Annotated in this window: 23 protein-coding genes (1 of these 23 only partly in view); 5 read left to right on the top strand and 18 right to left on the bottom strand. The window is 63.9% G+C overall.

What is annotated here, in order from left to right:
- Nucleotides 1-90: 90 nt before the first annotated feature.
- Entirely contained in the window at nt 91-1,080 is a 990-nt protein-coding gene (gene cysK, locus ACE2AA_RS09145) for a cysteine synthase A (protein WP_141301157.1), read from the top strand.
- A gap of 109 nt (nt 1,081-1,189) precedes the next feature.
- Here cysK and ACE2AA_RS09140 read toward each other — a convergent pair whose 3' ends face one another.
- The 10 genes from ACE2AA_RS09140 to gltX form a co-directional block, all read right to left on the bottom strand.
- A complete protein-coding gene (locus ACE2AA_RS09140; protein ID WP_162851932.1) occupies nt 1,190-2,335 on the bottom strand; it encodes an OmpA family protein in 1,146 nt (381 codons plus the stop codon).
- A 247-nt stretch (nt 2,336-2,582) separates the two neighbouring features.
- A complete protein-coding gene (locus ACE2AA_RS09135; protein WP_141260945.1) occupies nt 2,583-2,921 on the bottom strand; it encodes a DUF1491 family protein in 339 nt (112 codons plus the stop codon).
- A 78-nt stretch (nt 2,922-2,999) separates the two neighbouring features.
- On the bottom strand, nt 3,000-4,706 hold the full coding sequence (locus ACE2AA_RS09130) for a S41 family peptidase (protein ID WP_141301155.1): 1,707 nt from the start codon (nt 4,704-4,706) through the stop codon (nt 3,000-3,002).
- Entirely contained in the window at nt 4,703-6,919 is a 2,217-nt protein-coding gene (locus ACE2AA_RS09125) for a ribonuclease R family protein (RefSeq protein WP_395369527.1), read from the bottom strand. The genes ACE2AA_RS09130 and ACE2AA_RS09125 overlap by 4 nt, the downstream gene beginning before the upstream one ends.
- A 32-nt stretch (nt 6,920-6,951) precedes the next feature.
- Nucleotides 6,952-9,687, bottom strand: a complete 2,736-nt coding sequence (gene topA / locus ACE2AA_RS09120; protein ID WP_395369525.1) for a type I DNA topoisomerase — start codon at nt 9,685-9,687, stop codon at nt 6,952-6,954.
- A 45-nt stretch (nt 9,688-9,732) separates the two neighbouring features.
- Nucleotides 9,733-10,908: a DNA-processing protein DprA gene (gene dprA / locus ACE2AA_RS09115; RefSeq protein ID WP_395369524.1), complete on the bottom strand. Its 1,176-nt coding sequence runs from the start codon at nt 10,906-10,908 to the stop codon at nt 9,733-9,735.
- Nucleotides 10,905-11,543 (bottom strand): glycerol-3-phosphate 1-O-acyltransferase PlsY, encoded by a 639-nt coding sequence (plsY, locus tag ACE2AA_RS09110; protein WP_141260936.1) that lies wholly within the window; start codon nt 11,541-11,543, stop codon nt 10,905-10,907. Before plsY ends, dprA begins: the two co-directional genes overlap by 4 nt.
- Nucleotides 11,540-12,835, bottom strand: a complete 1,296-nt coding sequence (locus ACE2AA_RS09105) for a dihydroorotase family protein (protein WP_395369523.1) — start codon at nt 12,833-12,835, stop codon at nt 11,540-11,542. Before ACE2AA_RS09105 ends, plsY begins: the two co-directional genes overlap by 4 nt.
- A complete protein-coding gene (locus tag ACE2AA_RS09100) occupies nt 12,832-13,797 on the bottom strand; it encodes an aspartate carbamoyltransferase catalytic subunit (RefSeq protein ID WP_395369522.1) in 966 nt (321 codons plus the stop codon). Before ACE2AA_RS09100 ends, ACE2AA_RS09105 begins: the two co-directional genes overlap by 4 nt.
- Nucleotides 13,790-15,196 (bottom strand): glutamate--tRNA ligase, encoded by a 1,407-nt coding sequence (gltX, locus tag ACE2AA_RS09095; protein WP_141260930.1) that lies wholly within the window; start codon nt 15,194-15,196, stop codon nt 13,790-13,792. Before gltX ends, ACE2AA_RS09100 begins: the two co-directional genes overlap by 8 nt.
- 114 nt (nt 15,197-15,310) lie before the next feature.
- Between gltX and ACE2AA_RS09090 the strand changes: the two genes are divergently transcribed.
- Entirely contained in the window at nt 15,311-17,506 is a 2,196-nt protein-coding gene (locus ACE2AA_RS09090; RefSeq protein WP_395372175.1) for a ComEC/Rec2 family competence protein, read from the top strand.
- Nucleotides 17,507-17,663: 157 nt separating this feature from the next.
- Here the strand turns inward: ACE2AA_RS09090 and nth are convergent, their stop codons facing one another.
- Nucleotides 17,664-18,383, bottom strand: a complete 720-nt coding sequence (gene nth, locus ACE2AA_RS09085) for an endonuclease III (protein WP_141260928.1) — start codon at nt 18,381-18,383, stop codon at nt 17,664-17,666.
- 190 nt (nt 18,384-18,573) lie between these two features.
- Between nth and ACE2AA_RS09080 the strand changes: the two genes are divergently transcribed.
- Nucleotides 18,574-20,358, top strand: a complete 1,785-nt coding sequence (locus ACE2AA_RS09080) for an ABC transporter ATP-binding protein (RefSeq protein WP_395369520.1) — start codon at nt 18,574-18,576, stop codon at nt 20,356-20,358.
- 116 nt (nt 20,359-20,474) lie between these two features.
- Here the strand turns inward: ACE2AA_RS09080 and ACE2AA_RS09075 are convergent, their stop codons facing one another.
- From ACE2AA_RS09075 to hisB, 7 genes are read right to left on the bottom strand one after another with little or no spacing between them, the layout of a single operon-like run.
- A complete protein-coding gene (locus ACE2AA_RS09075) occupies nt 20,475-20,852 on the bottom strand; it encodes a histidine triad nucleotide-binding protein (protein WP_141260924.1) in 378 nt (125 codons plus the stop codon).
- Between the two features lie 24 nt (nt 20,853-20,876).
- Entirely contained in the window at nt 20,877-21,287 is a 411-nt protein-coding gene (locus ACE2AA_RS09070; protein WP_141260922.1) for a phosphoribosyl-ATP diphosphatase, read from the bottom strand.
- 31 nt (nt 21,288-21,318) lie between these two features.
- Nucleotides 21,319-22,080: an imidazole glycerol phosphate synthase subunit HisF gene (gene hisF / locus ACE2AA_RS09065; RefSeq protein WP_141260921.1), complete on the bottom strand. Its 762-nt coding sequence runs from the start codon at nt 22,078-22,080 to the stop codon at nt 21,319-21,321.
- On the bottom strand, nt 22,080-23,432 hold the full coding sequence (gene hisA / locus ACE2AA_RS09060) for a 1-(5-phosphoribosyl)-5-[(5-phosphoribosylamino)methylideneamino]imidazole-4-carboxamide isomerase (RefSeq protein WP_141260919.1): 1,353 nt from the start codon (nt 23,430-23,432) through the stop codon (nt 22,080-22,082). The genes hisF and hisA overlap by 1 nt, the downstream gene beginning before the upstream one ends.
- Complete coding sequence (gene hisH, locus ACE2AA_RS09055; RefSeq protein WP_395369519.1) at nt 23,429-24,109, bottom strand: imidazole glycerol phosphate synthase subunit HisH; 681 nt, start codon at nt 24,107-24,109, stop codon at nt 23,429-23,431. The genes hisA and hisH overlap by 4 nt, the downstream gene beginning before the upstream one ends.
- Nucleotides 24,110-24,117: 8 nt before the next feature.
- Complete coding sequence (locus ACE2AA_RS09050; protein WP_141260915.1) at nt 24,118-24,498, bottom strand: hypothetical protein; 381 nt, start codon at nt 24,496-24,498, stop codon at nt 24,118-24,120.
- Nucleotides 24,495-25,091, bottom strand: coding sequence for an imidazoleglycerol-phosphate dehydratase HisB (gene hisB, locus ACE2AA_RS09045; RefSeq protein ID WP_141260913.1), 597 nt, complete (start codon nt 25,089-25,091; stop codon nt 24,495-24,497). Before hisB ends, ACE2AA_RS09050 begins: the two co-directional genes overlap by 4 nt.
- A 176-nt stretch (nt 25,092-25,267) precedes the next feature.
- On the opposite strand from hisB, the gene ACE2AA_RS09040 reads away from it, so the two are divergent.
- Nucleotides 25,268-25,855: a nitroreductase gene (locus tag ACE2AA_RS09040; RefSeq protein WP_141301137.1), complete on the top strand. Its 588-nt coding sequence runs from the start codon at nt 25,268-25,270 to the stop codon at nt 25,853-25,855.
- Nucleotides 25,856-26,058: 203 nt separating this feature from the next.
- Nucleotides 26,059-26,588, top strand: the start of a protein-coding gene (ubiM, locus tag ACE2AA_RS09035; RefSeq protein ID WP_395369517.1) for a 5-demethoxyubiquinol-8 5-hydroxylase UbiM. It continues 652 nt past the right edge of the window; only the first 530 of its 1,182 coding nucleotides appear in the window; the start codon lies at nt 26,059-26,061; its stop codon lies off the right edge, out of view.

The following is a 26,588-nucleotide window of genomic DNA, read 5'->3' as shown; positions in this document are numbered from 1 at the left end:
ATTGATCCACGCTTCTGTTAAGGAGGATGGTGGATTATGTACAGACTGTATGCGTGAATAGGCCATTTCCGCAACAAGGAGTGATAACGAATGAAAAAGACCACCCCGCCAGATCGCACGTATGGTTTTGCAGCACCTCGAGGCAGGGTCTACGACTCCATTGTCGATACCGTGGGGGGAACGCCACTGGTGGCGCTGCCGCATCTGACCCGTGAGGATGGGTTGCAGAGCCGGGTGCTGATGAAGCTGGAATTTTTCAATCCACTCGGCTCGGTCAAGGACCGTATTGGCGCGGCCATGATCGAGGATGCGGAAAGCCGGGGGGAAATCCATCCGGGCAAGACCACGCTGGTAGAACCGACTTCGGGCAATACGGGTATTTCACTTGCGTTTGTCGCCGCCGCCCGGGGATATCGCCTGATTGTCACCATGCCCGAAGGGGCATCGATCGAACGGCGCAAGATGCTGCGGCTGCTGGATGCGCAGCTGGAACTGACGCCGTCGCGTCTGGGTATGGCGGGCGCCATCGCACGCGCCGAGGAAATCCTCGAAAAGACTCCGAATGCATGGATGCCGCGCCAGTTTGACAATCCGGCCAACCCGGCCATTCACGCCGCGACCACGGCAGAGGAAATCTGGGCCGATACGGCGGGCGAGGTCGATATCGTTGTGGCCGGACTGGGTACGGGTGGCACGGCCAGTGGCATCGCACATGGTCTGAAGCCACGCAAGAAAAGCCTGCAGGTCTATGGTGTCGAACCCATGGAAAGCGCCATCCTGAACGGTGATGAACCCGGGCCGCATGGCATTCAGGGCATCGGGCCGGGATTCTGTCCCCGGACACTCGATCTGGCCGCCCTTGATGGCGTGATCCCCGTATCGGAACGTGAGGCCATTGCGGCCGCGCGCCGCTGTGCACGGCTGGATGGGGTGCCGGTGGGCATTTCATCGGGTGCTGCACTGCATGCGGCCGTGCAACTGGCAGGACGCCCGGAAAACGCGGGCAAGACCATCGTGACTATCGCACCGTCCTTTGCTGAACGTTACCTGTCCACTTCGCTCTTTACCGGGTTGGTCTGATTCATCCCATATGCGCGGCCTGAGGGCCTGCGCATATGGAAAAAGCGGCTGCCCCTAGGGGCGCCGCTTTTTTCTTTTCCATAGTCAGGTCAGATGGGTTGTGGCGGGATCAGTGCAGGATGATCTCGACACGGCGATTCTGCGCTTCGCGTGTGTTGGCCGCAGTCTGGACCAGCGGGTTGCTGTCGCCATAGCCATGGATGTCGATGGCGGGACCAGGCACACCGTCACGTACCAGTTCCGCCTTGATGACCTGCGCCCGCTTCAGGGACAGGGTCTGATTATATTTTTCACCCTGCGGACCGGGATGGGCTGCCGAGTTGTCGGTATAGCCGTTGACCTCGATCCGGGTGGTCTGGGTATTGGTCGATGCCTGTGCCGCGACAGCTACGATGGAACGGGCCCGCTCGGTCAGGTCGCTGCGATCCCAGTCAAAAAACACGAGATAGGTCCGGTTTTCAGCCGGTGCCGGTGCCGCGACGGAAGTGGGCGCAGGCGGCGGCGGGGGGGCGGGGTTGAACTCGTACCGCAGTCCCAGCATCAGCGAATGATTGAAATCGGTCCGGCTGTCGCGGTTGCCATTGCGGAAGCCGTAATCGCTGTTCATGGCTGACAGGGCCGTGGAACTGCCGCTGACAATGGAATGGTGCGACTGCGGGCCAAGCATGGTCCAGAACCGGTATTCCGCCGTGGCTGACAGGCCCACGGCAAACGGCATGGGGAAGGACAGGCCGAAAATACCCTGATAGGCGAAGTTGCCGTATGTGCCCCCGACGTGCTGGCTGTAGTTCTGCCCGCCTACGTTGCCGGTAATGGTGCTGTTCATGTTCTGCCAGCCGTAACCGATACCCGCGCCGAAATATGGGAACAGCCAGCTTTTGCCGATATCAAGGTCAAACAGGGCGTTGGCCATAAGCCCCGATGTCTGCTGCCGGCCATCCGCATGGGCATGATAGGCTGCGTTGCCGCCCACCGTCTTCATGTCGTTGCTGCGGTAAAAGCCTTCCAGTTCGACACGGAAACCGTTGCCCAGCCCCCAGCCAAGGCTGCCGATGCCCGTGCCCCCTGTCTTGAACTCATCACGTGCGGAGGAATGACGTATGACCTGTCCCTGATTGAAGCTTGCACCGCCAGCACCTGAAATATACAGGCCCTGAACAGGCTGGGCGAATACCGGAGCGGAGACCAGTACGGAGCCCAGGGTAACCGAGGCAGCCAATAAAGACCCTGCAAGCAATCCGTACCGCAGATTCATACTCTTCTTCTCCCTTCGACGGGCCTCTTCCGGCATATCGGCCCGGTCGGGTGCACGTGCCCTATTCCTTGGAATGATCAGCATCAGCATTCTTTTGCTGAAAGAAACCAGCCCTGACAATCCATTGCCACCACCTTATCGGCCGCTTTGGGCTGCCGTGCCAACTGGCGGACCTGACTGTGTGCAAGATGCCACACCCCTGTCCGGTCCGGTTTCACTGTTTTTCAAACCTGTGGAATCACGTCTTTCATATCAACTTTGCTTCAAACGGTGGCGTCAGATCCGGTGCGTCGAATTCAAGAACCCATAAATCCGGGTCCCGTTCCATCTGTCTTGTAACATAGGCATCCACACCGGCCTGATCTACAGCCGCCTCTCCTGTAGCGCGGAACCATGCCCGCCGTCCATCGGGGGTGCGGGTCTGGGCCAGCACGGACATGTGTCCGCCGCGGCCCAGCAGCACGATCAGAACGCCACCCGCATCGTCATCGCCATGGTGCAGCACCATGCCCGGATTTCCCGTTTGTCCAGCCTGGCGCAGCATTGCCCGGACCCAGATGCCGGTTTTCAGACGTGCTTCTTCCATTGGGGCGGACTTCTCCGGTAATGCAGAAAAACAGCGGGAGGTATGCAGGAATAGCACGGTTTCCCGCATGGTTGTGGCTTACCCGCCACCGGGCGGGGGTGGCCCTTCTTCGGGTATGGTGGACAGGGCGGCATGGTACTCGACCGGGTTATCCAGCAGGGAATGGGCGGCATCAAGATCACCATCCGTGCCGATCGCGGCGGGACAGGCCTTGCGTATGGTCAGGATGCGCGCCAGGTCCACGGGATAGCGGACCTGGCGGGCGGCCGCGATCCATTCCCGGCTGTCGGCCGCGCCTTCGGCCAGGTCCTGCAGCTGGCGTTCCAGTTCGCTTTCCCCAAGGCTGGTGCAGACCTGGGGCATGACGCCCAGTCCCTGCAGGGGCCAGCCCAGCGGCGCCAGCACGCGACTCCATGTCACGAACAGTTCGGCCCCGTTGGGCATCTGCCCGATGGTCTGCACCAGTCCCTTGCCCAGCGTGGCGCTGCCTATGACAACGCCGCGTTTCTGGTCGGCCAGGGCTGCGGCCAGTATCTCGGCGGCGCTGGCGGTCCGGCCATCGACCAGAACAATGATGGGCAGGCCATTGGTCATATCGCCCCCCTGCACGGCCCAGACATGGTTGGCCTGCGGGTCCCGTCCCTGTGTTATGGCCGCCACACCGTGGTCCAGCATCAGGGCAGATGTGGTGACCGCCTGCTGCAGCACGCCACCCCGGTTGCCGCGCAGGTCGATGATCAGGCCCGAAATGCCGGGAACGTTCATCGCTTCGTCCAGGTACTGGCTCATTTCCTCCGCCGTGTTGGCGGAAAAGGCGGTGATGTGCAGGACGACGTGCTTGCCGCTGGTATAGGCGAAGACGGTTTCGGGGGGCGTGGAGGCCCGGTGCAGCGTGACCGTGCTCCGCCGTCCCTTCGACTCGACCGTTATGCGGACAAGGCTGCCATTGGGACCGTTTAGCCATGAGGTCACGGTATCCAGGCTGCGGGACTCGGTGGGACGTCCGTTGATCGCGCGTACGATCTGGCCCGCTGCAAGGCTGGTTGGCCATGCGGGGCCATTCGCGTTGACGGCTGTAATGATGATGGCGTGATGGTCCAGCCCCAGCGTCAGGCCCGCCGTGGCCTCACCCCCGGTGCGGATGCTGCGGTCCGATACGGCCGCCCCCGGCGGGACATAGCGTGAATACGGGTCGAGATGGTTGAACAGTTCATCAAAGAAACCCTGCAGCACGCCATCCTGTCCCGTGCTGCGCATGGCGGGGGAGTGATGCCACGCCACATCCAGTATGCGGGTGATGGCGGCACTCCATCCCGTTACGTCGTCCGGCGCGGGGACAGGCAGGGCGAGGACGGTTTTCTGCGTCGCGGCCAGTTGCAGGAAGCCGTGCTGTTCCTCGATGCTCAGCGACGGGTCCAGCGCGCTCAGCCCGTTCAGGCCCCATAGCGCGAAATCACGGATCTCATGGCTGTCCAGTGTCCGGGGCTGCAGGAATGACAGACTCGCCTGAATGACCGAGGAAATGACCCCAAGGTCCATGCTGGCGGCATCGGTCGTGTCCACGCTGTCTTCATGCATGGGGGGCTGGGGCGTGGGGGTGCGCGGGGTTGTGGGCATGTCATCGGCACAGGCGGCCGTGGTCAGCCGGATGATGACAAGCAGCAGGACAATGGTGTCACGCGGGATATGCCCGAGTGTGGAGATACGGCGACGCCACATGCTGGCGTTTTCCCGTCCCGTGGCCTGCGGGCGCAGGATGATGACCGGAAACCGGCTGCGTTTCATGTCCGCCGCCTGCGGTGGCTGGGTGGGGCATCGGGCAGTGCCAGCAGGACTGTCCCCCGGATGGCGCATGCTTCTTCTATCCGTACGCGCAGGGCCTGACCGGGGCGGAATACCATGGTCGTATCGCGTGCGGTCAGTGTCTGCGTTTTTTCGTCATGATGCCATTGATCTTCCGGCAGGGCAGACATGGGCAGCAGCGCGGAGGTGCCGGTTGCATCCAGCACGGTGAAAATGCCGAATCGGGACAGGCTGGATATATGCGCGTCCATGACCATGCCCACGCGGGCCTGCAGCCATGTGGCGGCGTAGCGTTCCAGTGTTTCGCGTTCGGCCTGTGCCGCGCGGCGTTCGGTGCGGGTAATGGCGATACCCGCTTCCTCCAGTTCGTCATGGCCGGGGGCCGGACCGGGTTCCAGCCCGATGGCCACCAGCAGGGCGCGGTGGGTCAGCAGGTCGGCATAACGGCGGATCGGACTGGTGAAATGGGCATAGGACGCAAGGGACAGGCCAAAATGCCCGACCGGTTCGGGACTGTATTCCGCCTGGTTCTGCGCGCGCAGGATCAGTTCGTTTACCAGTCCGGCCTGGTCGGTATCGCGTACCTGACGCAGCACATGGTCAAGGTCGGCGGCGCGCAGGCTGCCCACAGGCGGCAGCTTCAGGCCCATGGTGTCCAGCGTGCGGCGCAGGCTTTCCAGCCGTTCGGGCGTCGGTGGTGCGTGGATCCGGTACAGGCAGGGCAGGTGCCGTCCTTCAAGGCAGCGTGCGGCGGCGACATTGGCCGCGATCATGAATTCCTCGACCAGCCGGTGGCTGTCGAGGCGGATACGTGGCGCAATGGCCGCAATCCGCCCATGGTCATCCAGCCGCACCAGCCGTTCGGGCAGTTCAAGGTCCAGCGTGCCGCGCTGCGCCCGTGCTGCCGACAGGCATCGCCATGCCCCGAACAGACTGTCCAGCAGTCCGTCGGGCAGGCCGGCGATGGTGGTGTCCGGTGCGCCGTCATGCGCTTCCTGCACCTGTTCATAGGTCAGGCGCGCGGCACTGCGCATGATGCCGCGCCCGAAGCGGGCATTGCTGATGGCGCCATTGGCCGCCACATCCATGTTGACGAACAGACATCCCCGGTCTTCCCCCGGTCGCAGCGAGCACCACCCGTTGGACAGGTCTTCGGGCAGCATGGGGATCACCCGGTCGGGAAAATAGACCGAATTGCCCCGCAGACGGGCTGCGCGGTCCAGTGCGCTGTTCGGTCGCACATACCATGCGACATCCGCGATCGCGACGGTAATGCGGAAACCGTCGCCAACAGGTTCGGCATAGACCGCATCATCAAAATCCCGTGCATCCGCGCCATCAATGGTGACCAGCGGCATGTCACGCAGGTCGGTGCGGTCCTGTGCCGCCACGCCACGGGCGGCCTTTGCCTGTGCCAGCGCCTCGGCCGGAAAGACATGCGGGATTCCCAGCATGGCTACCGAGATCATGCTTATGGTCCGGGCATCCCCCTGCGGGCCAAGGCGTTCAATGATTCGCGCAGGATGCAGCCCCGGTCCGGACTGGGGCAGGGGAGTGGCAATGACGATTTCGTCATCAGGGCTGTCCGCGTCCTCGCCCATGGGAATGACCCATTGCGCCTTCGCCCGCCGGTCGGCGGGGGTCAGCGTGCCGGCCGGGCGGTAGCGGGCGGGTGCGGACGCCATGGGGTCGGTTTCACTCAGGGTGCGGAACAGGCCCACGACCTGCATCGGCGCATCGGTCAGGCGGCGTAGCGTGCGGCCTTCATATTTGCCCGGTCCGATGCGACGCAGGCGGGCGACCACGCGTTCGCCCGGCGCAAGTGCGGCGCGGCCACGCAGTTCCGGGTGCATGAAGACGACGGGGGCATGTCCTTCCCCATCCCACTGCACGGGGCGGGCGATGGGGTCGCCATCGGAATCCGTGCCGGTCACCTGCACGACCATGGATTCGGGCAGGCGGTCCGAAACACGGAACCGTCGCGCGCCCGCAGGGGCCAGTGTGCCATCCAGCGCCATGTCGCGCAGCATCTGCCGCAGGGCCTGCCTGTGTTCCGGTCCCAGCCCGAATTCCCGGCAGATTTCGCGCTTGCCGATCCGCCCGGTTGCGTTTTCGATAAACGCGCGAAGCTGTTCACGATCCGGCAGGCTGCCCGCACGGGCCTGTGGCGTGCCCGTGGGCAGGGGGTCCGGCATCTCGGAAGTTGCTGGACGCTGCCGTTTCATGATCAGTCAGTCTCGCTTTCAGTCTTGGCCGGACTGGCCTTCTTGCGGGTCGTGGTCTTGCGCGTGGTCGTTTTGGCTGCCGTTTTGGTCGCTGTCTTGCGTGGGGCTGCCTTCTTTTTGGGGGCGGCTTTCGCCTCGTCCGCGCCCTCTGCCCCCTCTGCCGTCTTGGCCCTGGTCTTGCGGGCGGTGGGCTTGCGGGTGGTGGTCGTCTTCTTGCCCTTGGCTTTCAGCGGCTTGCCCTTTTCGGTCAGCAGCGTCAGCGCCTCGTCCATGGTCACATCGTTCATGTCCTGCCCGCGCGGCACGGTGGCCACGATCGAGCCATGCTGCACATAGGGACCAAAGCGGCCCTTGCGCACCATGACCGGCTCGCCATCCCTGGGGTGGGGACCAATGGTGCGGATGGATGCCAGCTTTTTCGCCAGCGCATCCACCGCGCGGTTCAGGCCTACGGTCAGGACATCATCATCCTTGTCCAGCGACCCGTAGACCGCGCCCATTTTCACATACGGCCCGAAGCGGCCCAGACCGGCCTCGATCGGTTCACCCAGTTCGGGGTGGATACCCACGATGCGCGGCAGGGACAGCAGGCCCACGGCCTGTTCCAGCGTGATCTTGTCCCCATCCAGCCCACGCGGGATGGTGGCGCGCTTCGGCTTGGCCTTCTTGTCCTCGGGGTCGGGTTCGCCCTGCTGCACATACAGGCCCCACGGGCCACGGCGCACGGTGACTTCCTCGCCCGTGGGGGCATTGCCCAGCACGCGCATGCCATCTTTCAGCGCCGCTGCGTCCTCGCCTTCCTTGGAAGGGTCAACCACCAGTTTGCGGGTGTACTGGCAGGTGGGATAGTTGGAACACCCGATGAATGCGCCATAACGCCCCAGCTTCAGCCCCAGACGCCCGGTGTGGCAGGCGGTGCAGACGCGCGGATCCTGCCCGTCCTCGCGCTGCGGGAAGAAATAGGGGGCAAGGTCCGCATCCAGCGCCGTGATGACGTCTGAGATTTTCAGGTCCTTGGTCTGGTCCACCGCGTGGGAGAAATCGGACCAGAACGCGGACATGACATCGCGCCAGTTGGCGCGGCCGCCGGAAATGTCATCAAGCTGTTCTTCCAGCCCCGCCGTGAACTGCGTATCGACATAGCGTTCAAAGAAGGAGGTGAGGAAGGCCGTGACCAGCCGCCCCCTATCCTCAGGCACGAATCGCCGGTTTTCCAGCTGCACGTAATTGCGGTCGCGCAGTACGGTCAGGATCGAGGCGTAGGTGGAGGGACGGCCAATGCCGATTTCCTCCATCTTCTTTACCAGCGATGCTTCCGAATAACGCGGCGGCGGCTGGGTGAAGTGCTGTTCCGCCGCGACATCACCCCGCCCGATGGCGTCGCGTTCCTTCATGGCGGGCAGCATGCGGTCCTGATCGTCATCCGCCCTGGCGGGGGAATCGTCGCGGCCTTCGCTGTACAGGCGCAGGAAACCATCGAATGCAATCATGGAGCCGGTGGCGCGCAGGGTCACGCGCTGCTGGCGGTCCACGATGTCGACGGCGACCTGATCCAGTTCGGCCGACTGCATCTGGCTGGCGACCGAGCGTTTCCACACCAGATCATACAGCTTCTTCTGCTCGGGTGAGAGGTAGCGCGCCATGTCGGCTGGCGTGCGGCGCACGTCGGTCGGGCGGATGGCTTCATGCGCTTCCTGCGCATTCTTGGCCTTGGTGGAATAGATGCGGGCTTTTTCCGGCACGTATTCCGGGCCGAAGCTGTGGCCGATATGGCCACGGATGGCCCCGATGGCCTCGCCCGCCATCTGCACGCCATCGGTTCGCATATAGGTGATCAGGCCGACCGTCTCACCACCGATGTCAATGCCTTCATACAGCTGCTGGGCCGTACGCATGGCCACCTGCGCGCCCATGCCCAGCTTGCGTGATGCTTCCTGCTGCATGGTCGATGTGGTGAAGGGCGGTGGCGGGTTGCGGCGGACCTTGCGGCGTTCAACCTTTTCAACGCTGAAGTCGCCTGCCTCCACCGCCGCCTTCGCGTCCATGGCGCGGGCCTCGTTGTTCAGGTCGAACTGGTCCAGCTTGTGCCCGTCCAGATGGGTCAGCCGCGCGGAGAATGCGGCCCCGCCCGGTGTGGTCATGCGCGCGATGACCGACCAGTATTCACGTGGCTTGAAGACCTCGATCTCCGCCTCGCGCTCGCAGATCAGGCGCAGGGCGACCGACTGCACGCGCCCCGCGCTGCGCGATCCGGGCAGCTTGCGCCACAGCACGGGCGACAGCGTAAAGCCCACGAGGTAGTCCAGCGCGCGGCGGGCGAGATACGCCTCGATCAGCGGGAAATCCAGTCCGCGCGGGTGGGCCATCGCGGTCTTGATGGCGCTTTTGGTGATTTCATTGAAGGTAACGCGTTGCACGTCGATCCCCCTGAGGAGGTTCTTCTCCTCCAGGATCGCGCGTACGTGCCACGAAATGGCCTCGCCCTCACGGTCGGGGTCAGTGGCGAGGTAAAGGTGCTTTGCCCCACGCAGCGCCTTGGCAATGGCCGCAATCTGGCGGCTGCCGCGCTCGTCGGTTTCCCACACCATGGCAAAGCCTTCGTCGGGCTTGACGCTGCCATCCTTGGGCGGCAGGTCGCGTACATGCCCGAACGAGGCAAGAACCGTGTAGTTATCACCCAGATACTTATTGATCGTTTTCGCCTTGGCTGGCGATTCGACCACCACGACGTCAGTCATTCTGTCTCCGGATCACGATTCTAAAACCTTGTATAATCCCGGCTGTCAGGCGGGGGGTGGACGCCGCACGACCATATCCCCCGCAAGGAATTCGATCGTACCCGCAATCTCCATTTCCGACAGGACGGTCAGGACTGCTGCTGTCGAGAACTGGCAGCGCCGTACAAGATCGTCAACAGGTGATGGCGTGAAAGATAGAAAACCCTCTATCATTTCATGTAGGTCGCCCGTTCCCTCCGGGGGGGCGGCAGGCGGCGGCGCGGGCATGGCCCGTGGCCGGGATTCATGGCGGGGAGCGGGACCACGCGCCGTTGCAACCGATGGCGGTGCCTGTAGGGGAAATAGCGTGGTTTCTTCCATGAATTCAGGTAGTTCACGCAGAATGTCACGTTCGTTTTCCGTCAGCACCGCGCCCTGGCGCAACAGGTCGTTGCTGCCATGGCAGCGCGGGTCCAGCGGCGATCCGGGCACGGCAAATATGGTGCGGTCATATTCCAGCGCCATGCGTGCGGTAATCAGGCTGCCTGAACGCAGTGCCGCCTCGATCACAACGCAACCCAGCCCCAGACCGGCAATCAACCGGTTGCGGCGCGGGAAATGCCGGGCCTGCGGCACAGTGCGCAGCGGGGCTTCGGTCACAACCGCGCCAGTATGTGCGATCTGGTCCTGCAGGGCGTCATGTTCGGGCGGATAGGGACAGTCCAGTCCCCCTGCAATGGCCGCCACCGTGCGGCCTGCCGTCATGGCACCACGATGGGCTGCGGCGTCGATCCCGCGCGCCAGCCCCGACACGGTGTCCACACCGTGGGCGGCCAGTAATGCTGCCAGGCTTTCCGCCATGCGGATTCCGCCCGATGAGGCATTGCGCCCGCCTACGATTCCTACCATGCGATTCGCCAGCAATGCGGGATCACCCAGAACGCTTAATACCGGTGGCGCGTCATGCAGGTGGGCCAGCAGGGGCGGATAGCCGGGCTGTCCATGTACCAGCAGGTGCGCGCCCATATCCTGCAGGCGGTCGATTTCGCGTAATGCATCATCGCGCGGACAGACAGGCCCCACGCTGCGGCTTATGCGCGTTGCCCCGCGTTCGAGCATGTCGAGTGCTGCATGCACGCTGCCATGCGTGCGGACAAGGCGGCGGTAGGCGACCGGGCCGATGCCGTCCGTCCGCGCCAGCCGCAGGCAGGCCAGCACCGTTGCGGCATCGGGTAAGGTCATGCGCTTTTCTGGCCGATCCTGGGTTCCGTGCCTTTCAGCAGGCGCATGATGTTGGCGTGATGGCGGATCAGGATCATCATCGCGATCAGGCCGCCCGCGACATAGGCGGGAGAGGAAAAGTCGATCCGTCCCGGCCGGATCATGAGCAGCGGCAGGGCCGCGAAGGCAATGATCGCGCCCGCCGATGAAATGCGCGTGACCTTGGCAAAGATCAGCCACAGAGCGCAGCAGCACAGACCGACACCGGGCATGAGGGCAAGTATGCAGCCCAGCCCGGTCGCAACCCCCTTGCCGCCACGGAATTTCAGCCATACGGGAAAGCAGTGTCCCGCCACGGCAAAGACGGCAGCCAGGGATTCGGCAGCCAGCGTATGGAACGGGCACAGCACGAAAGCGCAGAAAACCGCGAAAGCCCCCTTTGTGCCATCCAGCGCCAGCGTGCCTGCCGCCAGCCCCTTGCGCCCGGTGCGCAGCACGTTGGTGGCCCCGATATTGCCCGACCCGATCTTACGGATATCCCCGTTGCCCGACAGTGCCGTCAGTACCAGCCCGAAGGGGATGCTGCCGATCAGGTAGGACAGGAACGCAACCGCCGCCATAAGCGGCAGGTCGTAGGTGGGAATGCCGTAAATCATGCGGCGGTAGTCCCGAATACGCGTCGTCCGTTTTTCCATGTGCCCAGCACGCGGCCTTCCAGCGCCCGGCCGTCAAACGGGGTATTCTGGGCCTTGCCCGGCAATTCGCCCGCCCGCACGATCCACCCGGTATCGGGGTTGAACAGGCACAGGTCGGCAGGTCGGCCCGCAACCAGCGTCCCGGCCCCGCTGCGCAGCACGCCAGCAGGGCGATGGGTCAGCAGGCCAAGGGCGTCCATCATGCCGATCGTGCCTGAATGTACCTGTGCCATGGTTACGGCCAGCAACGTGTACAGGCCCGTTCCCCCGGCGGCGGCTACGGCAAAGGGCTGGCGTTTATCATCCGCGTCGCAGGGCATGTGGTCGGATGCGACAGCATCGATCGTGCCATCTGCCAGCGCCGCGCAGACCGCCTGCCGGTCTGCTTCCGTACGCAGCGGCGGCGACAGCTTGGCATAGGTGCGGAAGTCCCCGATCACGGTTTCATTCAGGTCAAAATACGGCGGCGCGGTATCGCATGTCACCCTGATGCCATCAGCCCTGGCCGCCCGGATCAGGTCCAGCCCCTCGGCAGTGGAGACATGGCCGAAATGCAGCCGTCCCCCCGTCATGCGCGCAAGGCGCAGGTCGCGCGCGATCAGGATGGCCTCGGCCGCCGCCGGTATGCCCGGCAGCCCAAGGCGGGTGGCCAGTTCGCCATCGGTCGCACACCCGCCGCGCGCCAGTGACGGGTCTTCGGGATGCTGGACGATCAGCGCGTCGAATCCGCGCGCATAGGTCAGCATCTGCCGCATGATGCGGCTGTCGGCAATGGCGTGGGGACCGTCGGTAAACGCAATGGCGCCCGCTTCGGCCAACAGGCCGATTTCCGCCATTTCCTTACCCGCGCATTCCCGTGTCAGCGCGCCATAGGGCAGGATGTCGATCATGCCCGTTTCCTCGCCGCGCGCACGCAGCAGGCGGGCAAGGGCGGGGTTGTCTATGGTCGGGCTGGTATTGGGCAGCACGGCGATGGTGGTGATGCCCCCGGCAACCGCAGCCTTTGCCGCGGACAGCACCGTTTCACGGTATTCATAACCGGGTTCGCCAATTGTGACCCGCATGTCCACCAGGCCGGGGCACAGGACAAGCTGGCTGCCGCCATCCACGATTTCGGCCCCTTCCGGCACGCCTTCGGCCTGCGGCAGGTCGGTGCCGGCAATCACGCCGTCCTTCACCAGCAGGCGACCGGGGCGGTCAAGGGCGTTTGCGGGATCGATCAGGCGGACATTTTCAAACAGGACCGGCTTCATGCGCCATCTCCCCCACGGGAGAGGATGTCCAGAACCGCCATGCGCACGGCAACCCCCATTTCCACCTGTTCACGGATTACGCTCTGGTCGGAATCGGCAACACGGCTGTCAATTTCCACGCCCCGGTTCATCGGGCCGGGATGCATGACCAGCGCATGCGGCTTCGCCAGTGCGAGGCGTTTGTTGTCCAGTCCGTAGAAACGGAAATACTCGCGCGCACTGGGCACCTGCGTACCTTTCATGCGTTCGCGCTGCACACGTAGCATCATCACCACATCCACCCCGCGCAGGCCGTCTTCCATCGTATGGTGGATGCTGACCCCCAGCGCCCCGATGGCGCCGGGAACCAGTGTTGGCGGCCCCACCACGCGCACCTGACAGCCCATGGCGGTCAGCAGGTGGATGTTGGAGCGTGCGACACGGCTGTGGCTGACATCACCGCAGATGGCGATGGTCAGCCCTTCGAACATGCCGAAATGACGGCGGATGGTCAGCGCATCCAGCAGCGCCTGTGTCGGATGTTCATGCGTGCCGTCACCGGCATTGACCACGCTGGCCTGTACCTTCTGCGCCAGCAGGGCGGGCGCGCCGGACTGCGAATGGCGCACCACCAGCAGGTCTGTATGCATGGCGTTCAGGGTGGCTGCCGTATCCAGCAGGGTCTCCCCCTTGTTGACCGAGGAACTGGCAACCGTCATGTTCACCACATCCGCGCCCAGCCGCTTGCCCGCCAGTTCGAATGAGGTGCGCGTGCGGGTACTGTCCTCGAAAAACAGGTTGATCAGCGTGCGCCCGCGCAGCAGGTCACGCGGGGTTTTGCGCGAGCGGTTGAGCAGGGCGTAATGTTCCGCCAGATCAAGGAAGGGCGTGATCCGGGCGGGATGCATGCCCTGCACGCCCAGCAGGTGACGCGCCGGGTGGGTCAGGAAGACATTGCTGCCATAGCTGCCGCGCTCACTCATGGGCGGCAACCGCGTTGATGCGCGCCAGCACTTCGTCACGGCCAAGGGCCGCCAGCGTATCATCGATGCCGGGCGACATGGTGCTGCCGGTCACGGCGGCGCGCAGTGGCTGCGCCACCTTGCCCAGCTTCATTTCATGCGTTTCGGCAAACTGGCGCAGGGTCGCGTCGATGGCGTCCTTGTCAAACGGCGCCGTCGCCTTCAGGGCTTCGGCCAGCCTGCCCAGCATGACGCGGTTCTCAGGCGTCAGCTGCTTTTCGGCCTTGGGATCGAACGAAAGCGGCAGTGAACGACCAAGAAAGGCGGCGTTATCCGCCAGTTCCACCAGCGTCTTCGCACGTTCCTTCAGTCCCGGCATAAGGGCCAGCACCTTTGCGCGTGTTGCGTCGGAGGTATCAACGCCCTCCATCCTGCCCAGGCGTTCCATCACGTCATTGGTCAGACGCGTGTCATCGGCCTGACGCAGCCATACGCCATTGATGTGCAGCAGCTTGGCGTAATCCATGCGCGATGGCGAGCGGCCCACGCCATCGAGGTCGAACAGTTTGATCTGTTCTTCACGTGACAGGATCTCGGCATCGCCGTGGCCCCAGCCAAGACGCAGCAGGTAGTTGTTCAGGGCTTCGGGCAGGTAGCCCATGTCACGGAATTCAACCACCGACTGGGCCCCGTGCCGCTTGGACAGCTTGGCGCCGTCCGGCCCGTGGATCAGTGGCAGGTGGGCGAAATGCGGCAGGTCCCAGCCCATGGCGCGGTAGATCATGGCCTGGCGGAAGGTGTTGGTCAGGTGGTCATCGCCACGGATTACGTGGGTAATGTCCATGTCATGGTCATCCACCACCACCGCAAGCTGGTAAACCGGGGTGCCGTCGGCGCGCAGGATGATCATGTCATCCAGTTCGGCATTGGCCACGCGCACGTCGCCCTGCACCAGGTCGTGGATGGTTGTTTCCCCCTCACGCGGGGCCTTGATGCGGATGGTGTAAGGGGTATTGGCGGGGGCTTCGGACGGGTCGCGGTCGCGCCACATGCCGTTGTAGCGGGGAGGACGGCCCTCGGCCATCGCCTTCTCACGCATTTCCTTCAGTTCATCCGCCGTGCAGTAACAGCGGTAGGCCAGCCCTTTTGCCAGCAGTTCATGCGCCACTTCGGTATGGCGCGCCTGCCGGGTGGACTGGAATACCGGTTTTTCGTCTGAGTGGATATCCATCCACGCCAGCCCGTCGAACAGCACATCGACCGCTTTCTGGGTCGAGCGTTCTCGGTCGGTATCCTCGATCCTGAGCAGGAACTGGCCACCGTGATGACGGGCATAGAGGAAATTGAAAAGGGCGGCACGGGCGTTGCCGATATGCAGCAGGCCGGTGGGGCTGGGAGCAAAACGCGTACGGACAGTCATGAGCCGGTTCTTTATCATGTTTTCGCCCTGCTGACAGGGGGCAGTCTGGCCTGTGTGCCATCTCCACCGGTAGGGTGTGCATTCCGGCCACGCATGGGCATGGTCGTGTCACGGGTGCAGATCATTACGGGGGTTGTCCTGCCGCGCCAGCATATTGACCGGATCAGGGCCGGACTTTCGCATGTGAATGCGGGCGTCAGTGCATGGCTGTGGGGGCAGCATGCCCGTTTCGCGCTGTGGCTGCCTGTCCTGCTGGCGGCGGGTGCTGCCGTGTATTTCATGCTGTCATGGGAACCTTCGGTCACATGGGCGTGGGGGGCTGGCATGGTGGTCGTGGCGTGTGTGACCGCGCGGCTGGTATGGGGCACGGGGCTGCTGGTACGCATCGGTAGCGGTATGGCGGGCGCATGTGCGGCGGGGGCATTGCTGGCATGGGTGCAGGCGCACCACATGCCGCCGTTTCCCGACCTGCCCCGCCGGGCGGTGCATCTGTCGGGTCAGGTGCTGGATGTGGACGCGCAGGTCCTGCGCGATGGCACGCAGGCATGGCGGGTGCGGCTGGCGGATGTCCGCTTTCTTGATGGCATCAATATCGGTATGCCGCCGCTGCGCCGTGCCCTTCTGCTGCGGCTGCGGCCTGATAACGCCTGCATGCCCGTGCCGGGTGATACCGTTCTGGCGCGGGTGATGCTGTCACCGCCTGCCTTTCCCGCCCTGCCGGGTGGCTATGATGCCCAGCGCCGGGCATGGTTTGACGGGCGGGCGGGCAGTGCGCGTGCGCTGGATGGGGTGATATGCCTGCATGGGCAGGCCCCGATCGGCATGTCCAGCCGCATCGCCAGTGTGCGGCAGGCCGTGGCCCGACGGATTCGCACGGCCCTGCCGGGCGTGCGCGGCGATATCGCGGCAACCGTTCTTGTGGGGGCGGATGGCGTGATTGCACCTGGCGTGCGGGATGCCTTTGCCGATGCGGGGCTGGCTCACCTGCTGGCGGTGGCGGGGCTGCACCTTGCCATTGTCATGGGGCTGGTCATGGCGGTGGTGCGCATGGGGCTGGCGCTGTCCGAACGCGCGGCCCTGTTCTGGCCATGCAGGCAGATTGCGGCGGTATGTGCGCTGCTGGCCGGCGGAGGATATGTCATCATCACCGGCGCGCACCTGCCGGCACAGCGCAGCCTGTTCATGGCGGGCCTTGCGGTCATGGCGTTAATGGCGGGCAGGCGGGTGATGTCGATGCGGGCCCTGGCGATGGCGGTGACCGTCCTGTTGTGCCTGAATGCGGAAAATGTGGTCGAACTGCCCCTGCAGATGTCGGCTGCGGCGGTAATGGCACTGATCGCCGGTTTCGATGCGCTGCGCCCGTACCTGTCGGCATGGGAACATGACATGACGTGGTGGCGCAGGGCTGGCGCGTGGCTTGCTCACCCCCTGCTGGCCAGCGTGCTGGCGGGTAGTGCGTGCATTCCCATCGGCATGGCGCATTTTGGCACGGTGCAGCCATGGTTCGTGCTGGCCAACCTGCTGGCGGTGCCGCTCATGTCGGTGTGGATCATGCCATGGGGACTGGCGGCTTTCATTCTGTTGCCGCTGGGGTGGGAAAAACTGGCGCTGCTTCCCATGGGGTGGGGGATCGGGCTGGTGGCATGGCTGGCGCGGCAGGTGGCCTGCCTGCCGGTAGCGCATATCAGGATGCCTGCCATCAGCAATGGCGGGCTGGCATTGTTTTTTGCCGGGTTGTGCTGGCTGTGCCTGTGGGGTGGGCGCGGACGGCTGCCGGGATTCGTCCCGGTTGTGCTGGCGCTGCTGTCGCCGTGGTGGGTGGCACGCCCGGCGGTGATGGTGTCACCCGACGCGCGGATGGCGGGTATTGTCACGGGCCATACGATCCTGACCGGTCCCGGGGGGCATCCCGATCCGTTCGTTTTGCAGGAATGGCAGCGGGTGACGGGGCAGGATGCAGGGCTGTTGCCGGATTACGGCAGGCAGGGACCGGTATCCTGTCAGGCAGGTGCGTGCCGCGTCCGGGGACGGGTGGGGGATATTGTGCTGCTGTTATCCGTGTCGCGGCCGGGACAGGCGTTATGTCGTGATGCCCGTATGGTGGTGAACCTGTCAGGTCAGGCTGGCTGTCCCGATGTCCCGGTAATCGGGCGTTTCGACATATGGCGCAATGGGGCGCATGCCCTGTTTGCCCCTTATGATGGCGGTGTAACGGTGTGGGCTGACCGGCAGGTGCGCGGGACACGGCCGTGGGTCATGCGAGCCGGAGGGGCAGGCATGCCTGACCTGCCGCTGGCCCGCACGGAATAGGGGCCGTGCCATCCATCGTTTGCGGCCGTGACCGCAGGACATTGTGCATGCATGAGATCTGTCGGGGGCAGGGCGGAAAAAACCTGTGCCTGTCAGATATCCTGAAAATCAGAAGTTGTTGTGGGCTCATCGTTCCCGGACCGCCATGCCTGTCCATTCATTCCGGCGAAGGGGGCGGGATTCTGTCCGGGCCTGTCGCACGCAGGTCGTTCTTCATGCGGTACTGGCACGGATCAAAGGCGGGACAGCGCCAGCATTCGGGCTTGCGGGCCTTGCAGACATACCGCCCGTGCAGGATCAGCCAGTGATGCGCGGGGCGCAGCATGTCGGAGGGAATACGGCGGACAAGCTGGTCCTCCACCGCGCGCGGTGTCGTGCCGGGCGCCAGGCCCGTGCGGTTGCCAATACGGAAAATGTGGGTATCGACCGCCATGGTGCTGTCGCCAAACGCCACGTTCATGACCACGTTCGCGGTCTTGCGTCCCACGCCGGGCAGCGATTCAAGGGCCGCGCGGTCATAGGGCACCCTGCCGTCAAAGCGTTCGAGCAGCTGCTGCGACAGGGCCACGACATTACGTGCCTTGGTCCGCCACAGCCCGATGGTGCGGATATGTGCGCCGACCTTTTCTTCCCCCAGTTCCACCATGGCCCGTGGCGTGGGCGCATCACGGAACAGTGCCTTTGTCGCCCTGTTGACCGAGGCATCGGTCGCCTGCGCCGACAGGACCACGGCAACCAGCAGGGTATAGTCGTCCACGAAATCAAGTTCGCTTTCGGCATTCGGGTTGGCAGAGGCCAACCGGGTAATGAAGGCGCGTACTTCCGCCAGTGTCATGGCGCGGCGCGCGGGTTTCTTCGGGGCTCTGGCTGTTGTCATCTGATACTCGCAGGCATTGGATCGCCCGGCATTGTGCGGCGTTGCAGGGGGCGGTGTAAATCACCCGGCCCTCTGGCCGCGGCCATTATCCTTGCGCATGGCTGCTGCGGAGGCTAGTCGTTCCGGCCCCGGCGGTGCATGTGTCCCGAACGCATGGTCGTGCGGTTTCCTGCATCAGGGCGTGTTGGCAATGGCATCCTTTTTCTCCCGCCCGGCATCGGGACGACATGAGTTTTCCGCCGTGCTGGGCTTTGTCTGGCGCAGGTGGTGCGCGCATCCCGGCTTTCTTGCATGGACACTGGTAGGGATTGCATCTGCCACCGTGGCTGATGTGATGATGCCACTGGTGGCGGGCTGGCTGGTCAATGATGTGTCTAAGCCCGCGCGCCATGCTGCGGTCCATCGCGCCATATGGGATGTGGTCGGCCTGGCCGTGCTGGGTCTGGGTGGCATCATTGCGCGGCGCACGGCCTATATCGGCATTACCCACCTGACATCGCGCGTCATGGCCGGCATCGTGACCGAGGTGTTCGCACGCGTGCAGCGGTTTTCCAGTGAATGGCATGCCTCCAACTTCGCCGGGTCAACCGTAAGGCGCATCACGCGCGGGATGGGGGCGGTCGATACGCTGGGCGATACGCTGCTGCTCATGCTGGTGCCGGAGGGGATCGTGCTGTGCGCCACCACTGCCGTACTGGCCTTTCACTGGCCGCTTATGGGGATGGTGCTGGCGGTGGGATCGGCGGCCCTGGTAGTGCTGTCGGTCATGCTGACGCTGCGTTACGTGGCACCGTCCGCGCGTCTTGCCAATGCTTGGGATACGCGCATGGGCGCGACCCTGTCGGATGCGGTAACATGCAATGCCGTGGTAAAGGCATGCGGGGCGGAAGCGCGGGAGGATGCGCGTCTTGCATGGGTCGCGGGCCGCTGGCGGCAGCGCACGGTGCGGTCATGGCTGCGCGGGACGGACAGCGCCAATCTGCAGAACCTCGCCGCCCTCATCATGCGCATGGTGCTGATCGCAGGGGTGGCGCTGTTATGGATGCATGGTCGCGCGGGACCGGGAGACGTGGCCTATGTGCTGACGATGATGTTCGTGATCCAGGGATACCTGCGTGACATCGGCCAGCAGATTTCTGTCGTGCAGCGTTCGGTCAATGAAATGGAGGAACTGGTCACCCTGTTCCACACGCAGCCTGCAGTGGCCGATTGTCCCGGTGCCGCGACATTGCGCGTGATGCAGGGCCATATCCGTTTCGAGCATGTGCGCTTTGGCTATGAACGCCAGCATGGCAGGCTGCTGTTTGATGACCTGAACCTTGATATCGCGCCGGGCAGCAAGGTGGCCCTTGTAGGCCCGTCAGGTTCGGGCAAGACCACACTGACCCGGCTGCTGCAGCGCCTGTATGACGTGCAGGGGGGACAGATCACGATTGACGGGACGGATATCGCCACCGTCACGCAGTCCAGCCTGCGTGGACAGATCGCCATCGTGCCGCAGGAGCCATTGCTGTTCCATCGTTCTCTGGCGGAAAACATTGCCTATGGCCGCCCCGATGCCACGCTGGCTGAAATCGAACATGCGGCCCGGCAGGCCAATGCAGCGGACTTCATCGCCCGCCTGCCGCGCGGTTACGCCACCATGGTGGGGGAACGCGGCGTCAAGCTGTCGGGCGGGGAGCGCCAGCGCATCGCCATCGCGCGCGCGTTCTTAAGCCATGCCCGCATCGTCATCATGGACGAGGCGACATCCAGCCTTGATTCCCGCTCCGAAATGCTGGTCCAGCAGGCTATGGAACGGCTGATGGCCGGGCGCACGGTGCTGGTCATCGCCCACCGGCTGTCCACCGTGATGGGACTGGACCGCATTATCGTCTTCCGCCATGGGCATGTGTGCGAGGACGGCCCCCACGCAGTGCTGATGGCGCGTGAGGGCGGACTCTATCGCGGACTGTTTGAACTTCAGTCCTTATAGGTATCACTGGAAAACACCCAGTAATCATAAGGCCGTTTTTTGGTGGGGATTTTTTCAAAAAGGCCGCACCAAAAAACGTTTATTTTCTGATCAGAAGGTTGTTTTTAAAGAACCATTTAGCCCGGCAGCATGGCGCCCAGCGCCCTGCCACCAAACAGGTGGACATGGAAATGCGGCACTTCCTGCCCGCCCTCCACGCCCACATTGGACAACAGGCGGTAGCCGGGCGTTTCCAGCTTCAGGTCACGTGCAACCTTGCCAACCGCGCGGGTGAAACCGGTGATTTCGGCATCCGTCGCATTGCTGCTGAAATCGGCAAAGGAGACAAAAGGTCCTTTGGGAATGACCAGCACATGCACCGGCGCCTTGGGGGCGATGTCATGGAAGGCGAGGGCGTATTCGTCCTCATAGACTTTCTTGCACGGCAGTTCGCCACGCAGGATACGGGCGAATACATTCTGCGGGTCGTAGGGTCCGGTGCCGTTGACGGCCATGGGTATTCTCCTGTTTGCGGGGGATCAGGCCAGCGGGTCGTGCGGGCGCGACGCCTTTTCCGCGACGCCGCTGGTGCCTTCGCGGCGCAGCAGTTCCGTCCAGACTTCCGCCGGTTTCACCCCGGCATCCACCCACATCACGATCAGATGGTACAGCACGTCGGCACTTTCGCTAACCAGTTCACCCCGGTTGCCGGCCACGGCCTCGATCAGGCATTCAACGGCTTCCTCGCCAAATTTCTGCGCGATCTTGCGGCGACCGCGCGCCAGCAGGCGGGCGGAATGGCTGACCGACGGATCCGTTCCGCGCCGGGATTCCACAACATCGAACAGGCGGTCCAGCACATCAGGGGTGGCAGGCCCCACCGCTTCCAGCTTAAGGCTGGCGGCGGCTTTTGCCGGGGCGTTCTTGCGGGATTTTTCTGGCTTGGCCATCACAATGCTCCGATAGGCAGGAAATAAGGAATCAGTCGCTAAGGCGGACCGGCAGGCCCGCTGCCGCCAGCGTCTGCTTGACCTGTGGAATGGTGAACTGGCCGAAATGGAACACGCTGGCGGCCAGCAGGCCGGTCGCACCCGCGCGCGCGCCTTCGACAAAATGTTCCAGTTCTCCCACCCCGCCAGAGGCCACGATGGGAATGCGCACCGCCCTGTTGGCCGCGCGCAGCAGGTCAAGGTCGAACCCCTTGCCCGTGCCGTCGCGGTCCATGCTGGTCAGCAGGATTTCGCCAGCACCCCGTTCGGCCACTTCGCGGCACCAGTCGATGACGTTGCGCCCGGTAGGGGTGCGGCCACCATGGGTGTAGACTTCCCATGATCCATGGCCGTCACTGCGTGCATCAATGGCGACGACCACGCACTGGCTGCCGAATTTCCGTGCTGCCTCACTGACCAGTTCGGGGCGCGAGACGGCGGCCGAGTTCATGGCGCATTTATCAGCACCCGCCAGCAGCAGGCGGCGCATGTCATCCGTAGTACGCACGCCGCCGCCCACCGTCAGCGGCAGGAAGATACGTTCCGCCGTGCGGCTGACGACATCAAGGATGGTGTCGCGGTTTTCATTGCTGGCGGTGATGTCGAGAAAGGTCAGTTCGTCCGCCCCTGCTGCATCATACACGGCCGCCTGTTCCACCGGATCGCCCGCGTCACGCAGCGAGACGAAGTTGACGCCCTTGACCACGCGGCCATTCTTGACATCCAGGCAGGGGATGACACGCAGCTTCAGCATCAGGACAGGACCCGCAGGGCTTCGCCCAGATCGATGCGTCCGTCATACAGCGCGCGCCCTACGATCACGCCCTCGATGCCCGGTGCCCGTGCGGTCGCGGCGCGCAGGGCCTCAAGGTGTTCAAGGTTGCCGACCCCGCCGCTGGCGATGACGGGAATGGACAGGGCATTGGCCATGTCGGCGGTCTGTTCGATATCAATGCCCGTCAGCATGCCATCGCGGCTGATTTCGGTAAAAATGACGGCGGCGACGCCTGCATCCTGCATGCGCTGGCCCAGTTCCACGGCCTTCATTTCCGATGTCTCGGCCCAGCCTTCGGTCGCAACCTGCCCGCTGCGCGCGTCAATGCCCGCCACGACCCGTCCGGGGAACAGGCGGCAGGCCTCACGCACCAGTTCGGGGTTCTTGACCGCGATGGACCCCAGGATCACACGGCTGATTCCGGCATTGAGCCATTTGCCGATGCTGTCCAGGTCACGCAGCCCGCCACCCAGCTGCACCGGGACGGAGGCATTGGCGATGATGGACTCGATTGCTTCTGTATTGGCTGAACGTCCTGCGAAGGCGCCGTTCAGGTCCACGACATGCAGCCAGCCGCATCCGGCATCGATCCATGCCCGCGCCTGTGCGCCGGGGTCATCGGAATAGACGGTGGCGTTATCCATTTCCCCCCGGCGCAGGCGCACGCATGTGCCGTCCTTGAGGTCTATTGCGGGGTAAAGTGTCAGGCTGTGTCCGGTCACGGGGGCATGTCCTGCTGCAGGAATGGGGGTTGAAGCCGCCTGCGGGTGGGCGGGTACGATCCGCTCGTCATCCTGCAGGCGCTTGGTGAAGAACAGGCCGCGCACGGTGCGGCCGTCGGTGCGGGCGTAGCTGGGGTGGGTGCCCCAGTGGTGGAAACCGCTGCTGCGGAACAGGCGCACCGCGTCGGTCTGGGTTTCGCGCACATCAAGGTTGATGATCTGGTATCCCATGCTGCGCGCGCAGCTTTCCACTTCGTTCAGAAGCAGGCGGCCCAGCCCCAGCCCGCGGGCATAGGGGGCGATATAGAAATGCATGAGTGTCGCACTCATGGCCTGTGCTTCGTTATTGCGCGGCGGGCGGACAAGCTGGGCCGATCCCACGATCATGTCATCCAGCCGCGCAACAAACATCTGGCGTTCGGGCACCAGCAGGACGCCACGGAAATACCGTTCCAGTGTTTCACGCGGCGGCGGGGCCAACCAGCCAAACCCGCCACCTTCCAGAATGGCGGCGTTGGTCGCGTCACACAGGGCATGCAGGTCATCTTCATGCATCCGCTGCACGCGTTCGGCATGGATCGTGCCGGCAGTAGGGGCCTGCCGTGTCATGTCATGCGGTCCGGCACGGGTGTCCAGCGCAGGAAATTGGACAGGATGCGCAGGCCCACCTTCTGGCTTTTTTCCACATGGAACTGCGTGCCCGCCCGGTTGCCGCGCGCGACGATGGCGGGCACCGTGCCGCCGTAATCGGTGGTTGCCACCATGTCGGCCGGGTCATATCCACGCAGGGCGAAGGAATGGACGAAATAGCCATGGGCTTCCACCGGCAGGCCTTCGGTCAGCGGGTGGATGCCGGGCGTGAACTCAAGCTGGTTCCACCCCATCTGCGGCAGGCGCAGGTCCGGGGCGTCCATCAGGGCGATTTCGCCCGCGATCCAGCCAAAACCGGATGTTACCCCATGTTCGCGCCCGCGTTCGGCCATAAGCTGCATGCCGACACATATGCCCAGGAAGGGCGTGCCGTTATCGGTTGCCTCAACAATGGCATCATGCAGGCCGGGCCGTGCTGCAAGGCCCGCCGCGCAGTCAGCAAATGCGCCCTGTCCGGGCAGGACGATCCGGTCGGCCTGCATTACGGCCTGCGGATCGGCGGTGATGGTGACGGTGGCGTCAATGCCACTGTCGGCCGCCGCGCGGGACAGGGCGCGGGCTGCGGAGGCAAGGTTGCCACCGTTATAGTCGACCACCACGATGGATTGTGCGGAAGAATGCGCGGACGTGGGCATGGGATGCCTCATGATACGGGGGAAAGGGGACGGGACCGGTCATGGTCCATCCAGCGCAGCACGGCTGCCTTGGGGTCGGTGGCGTAAACGCCGCGCACGGGCCGGTAGCCACGCAGGCGCAGTTCCCACTGCCGCAGGTCCGGGGCGTTCAGCGCCAGGATAAGGTGCAGTCCGCCCAGAATCGGCAGGGCGACCGGCAGTGGCAGCAGTTGTTCGATCAGAATGGCCGCTCCCCCTGCGATCAGTCCGCTGATCCAGCAGCCACGCAGCAACAGCCCGACCCATCCGCACAGCAGCACCAGCCACGACATGCGCCACGCCACCATGACCGGCCATGCGGCAGGTCCTGTTGCGCGGGCAGGGGGCAGCAGGGCGGAATGGAATGTCACAGGCTGCCCTTGGTGGACGGGATGATCCCGCCCGAGCGTGGGTCGGCCTCGCCTGCGGTGCGCAGCGCGCGGGCCAGCGCCTTGAAGGCGGCTTCGGCGATATGGTGGCAGTTATGCCCCGCGCGCTGGATGACATGTAGTGTGACCAGCGCGCTCATGGCGAAGGCGCGGAAGAATTCCTCGAACAGTTCGGTATCCATTTCCCCGATCTTGTCGCGTCCGAAGGTGACGGACCATGCCAGGAAGGGGCGGCCAGAAATATCCACTACCGCTTCGCACAATGCCTCGTCCAGTGGCACGGTGGCGCTGCCGTAACGGCGGATACCACGCTTGTCGCCTATGGCTTTGGCAAAGGCCTTGCCCAGTGCGATGCCGGTATCCTCCACCGTGTGGTGGTAATCGATATGCAGGTCGCCCTTGGCGGTAATGTCCAGATCGCACATGCTGTGACGGCCGAGGGCTGTCAGCATGTGGTCAAAGAAGCCAATGCCGGTATCGATATGGGTCTGTCCCGTGCCATCAAGGTTGATGGTGACGGTAATGTCGGTCTCGCTGGTGGCGCGGTGGACCGTGGCTGTGCGCGGGGTGTTCATGCCTCCCCTTCTATAGAAGCCCGTAGCTGGAATCCATACCGATCCCATGGTGTTGGCCACGCATGGCGGGGTGGATATTGGCAGGACGGGATACTTGCTGCATGGTGTCGTGTCATGACACCCGCCATCAGGCCATGGACTGTCAGCGGGCGCCCAGTTTATCAGGGAATGACCATATGACATCGCTCGATCTTCTTCTGTCGCGCTTTTCCACCGACGCGCTGATGGAACCAGCACCCGCGGGGGACGTGCTGCACGCCATCCTGTCTACCGCCATGCGCGCGCCCGACCATGGCAAGCTGCGGCCGTGGCGTTATGTGCTGGTGGAAGGAGATGCCCGGCCAGGACTGGCACAGCGCGTGGTGGCCAGCATGAAGCGTCTGGACCCGGATGTTGAACCCGCCAAGATCGAGAAGCGCCTGTCGCGTTTTTCCACCATGCCGCTGACCATCGTGCTGGGCATGCACCTGTGCCCCGAACACAAGATCCCCCTGATCGAGCAGGAACTGGCGGTAGGTGCCGCGGCGATGAATATCCTCAATGCCCTGCATGCCACGGGTTTTGGCGGGGTGTGGGTCAGTGGCGATGTGGCCTATGATCCGGAGTTCGCGGCCGAACTGGGTTTTCCTGCCCCACACAAACTGGCGGGTTTTCTGTTTGTCGGCACGCCAAAGCCGGATGCGACCGCGCCGAAACGTCGTCCGGTTGACGGATATGTGGCCAGTTGGACGGGAAGCCCCGTGCATTTCGGCGCGGATGCATGATCTGCAAAAGCCTTCTTGAAATAACCAGTTGATAGATAAAGTAAAAGTTTCCAGGTGCCGTCTTTTTGAAAAAAGGCGGCGTTCTTCGAAGTGTTTTGAAAAGGGCTTCTCCGGAAACTTCTTTATAACTGGCAGGATATCTCAGGGGCAGGCTTTTCAGATAACCTCATCAGGGCGGCAGATGGACAGGAAACAGGCAGGCAATGGCATATTGTGATGTAACCATAATGGGTGGCGGTCCGGCAGGGCTGGCTGCGGCCCTGTCGCTGGAGGCCTGTGGCCTGTCCGTCGCGGTGCTGGAACGTGCCCCGCAGCCGCGCTGGGCCGAGCCTGCCTTTGATGGGCGCGAAATCGCCCTGACCCATCATTCGGTTTCGGTGCTGAAGGAACTGGGGGCGTGGGAACACATCCCGCAGGTCGCCATTTCTCCCCTGCGGGAAGCGCGGGTGGAAACCGGGCGCAGCAATCATCCCCTTACATTCGATACGCAGGGGCGCGGCGTTGATGCGCTGGGTTATCTTGTGTCCAACCACTGCATCCGGCGCGGGCTGTACCTTGCAGCCAGCCAGCGTCCCGGTATCCGCCTGCTTGGCGGCACCTCCACCCAGCATATCCGGCGCATAGGGGAGGATATGACGGTCGTGCATGACGGGGGCGAGATCACATCCCGCCTTGCAGTAGGGGCGGATGGACGCTTTTCCCAGCTCCGCCGCCTGCAGCGCATTGGTGCGGT

The organism is Komagataeibacter diospyri, from assembly GCF_043995075.1.
GTDB classification, from domain to species: Bacteria; Pseudomonadota; Alphaproteobacteria; order Acetobacterales; family Acetobacteraceae; genus Komagataeibacter; species Komagataeibacter diospyri.
The sequence above is the reverse complement of the archived record's forward strand: the minus strand, read 5'-3'. Positions and strand labels throughout refer to the sequence as shown.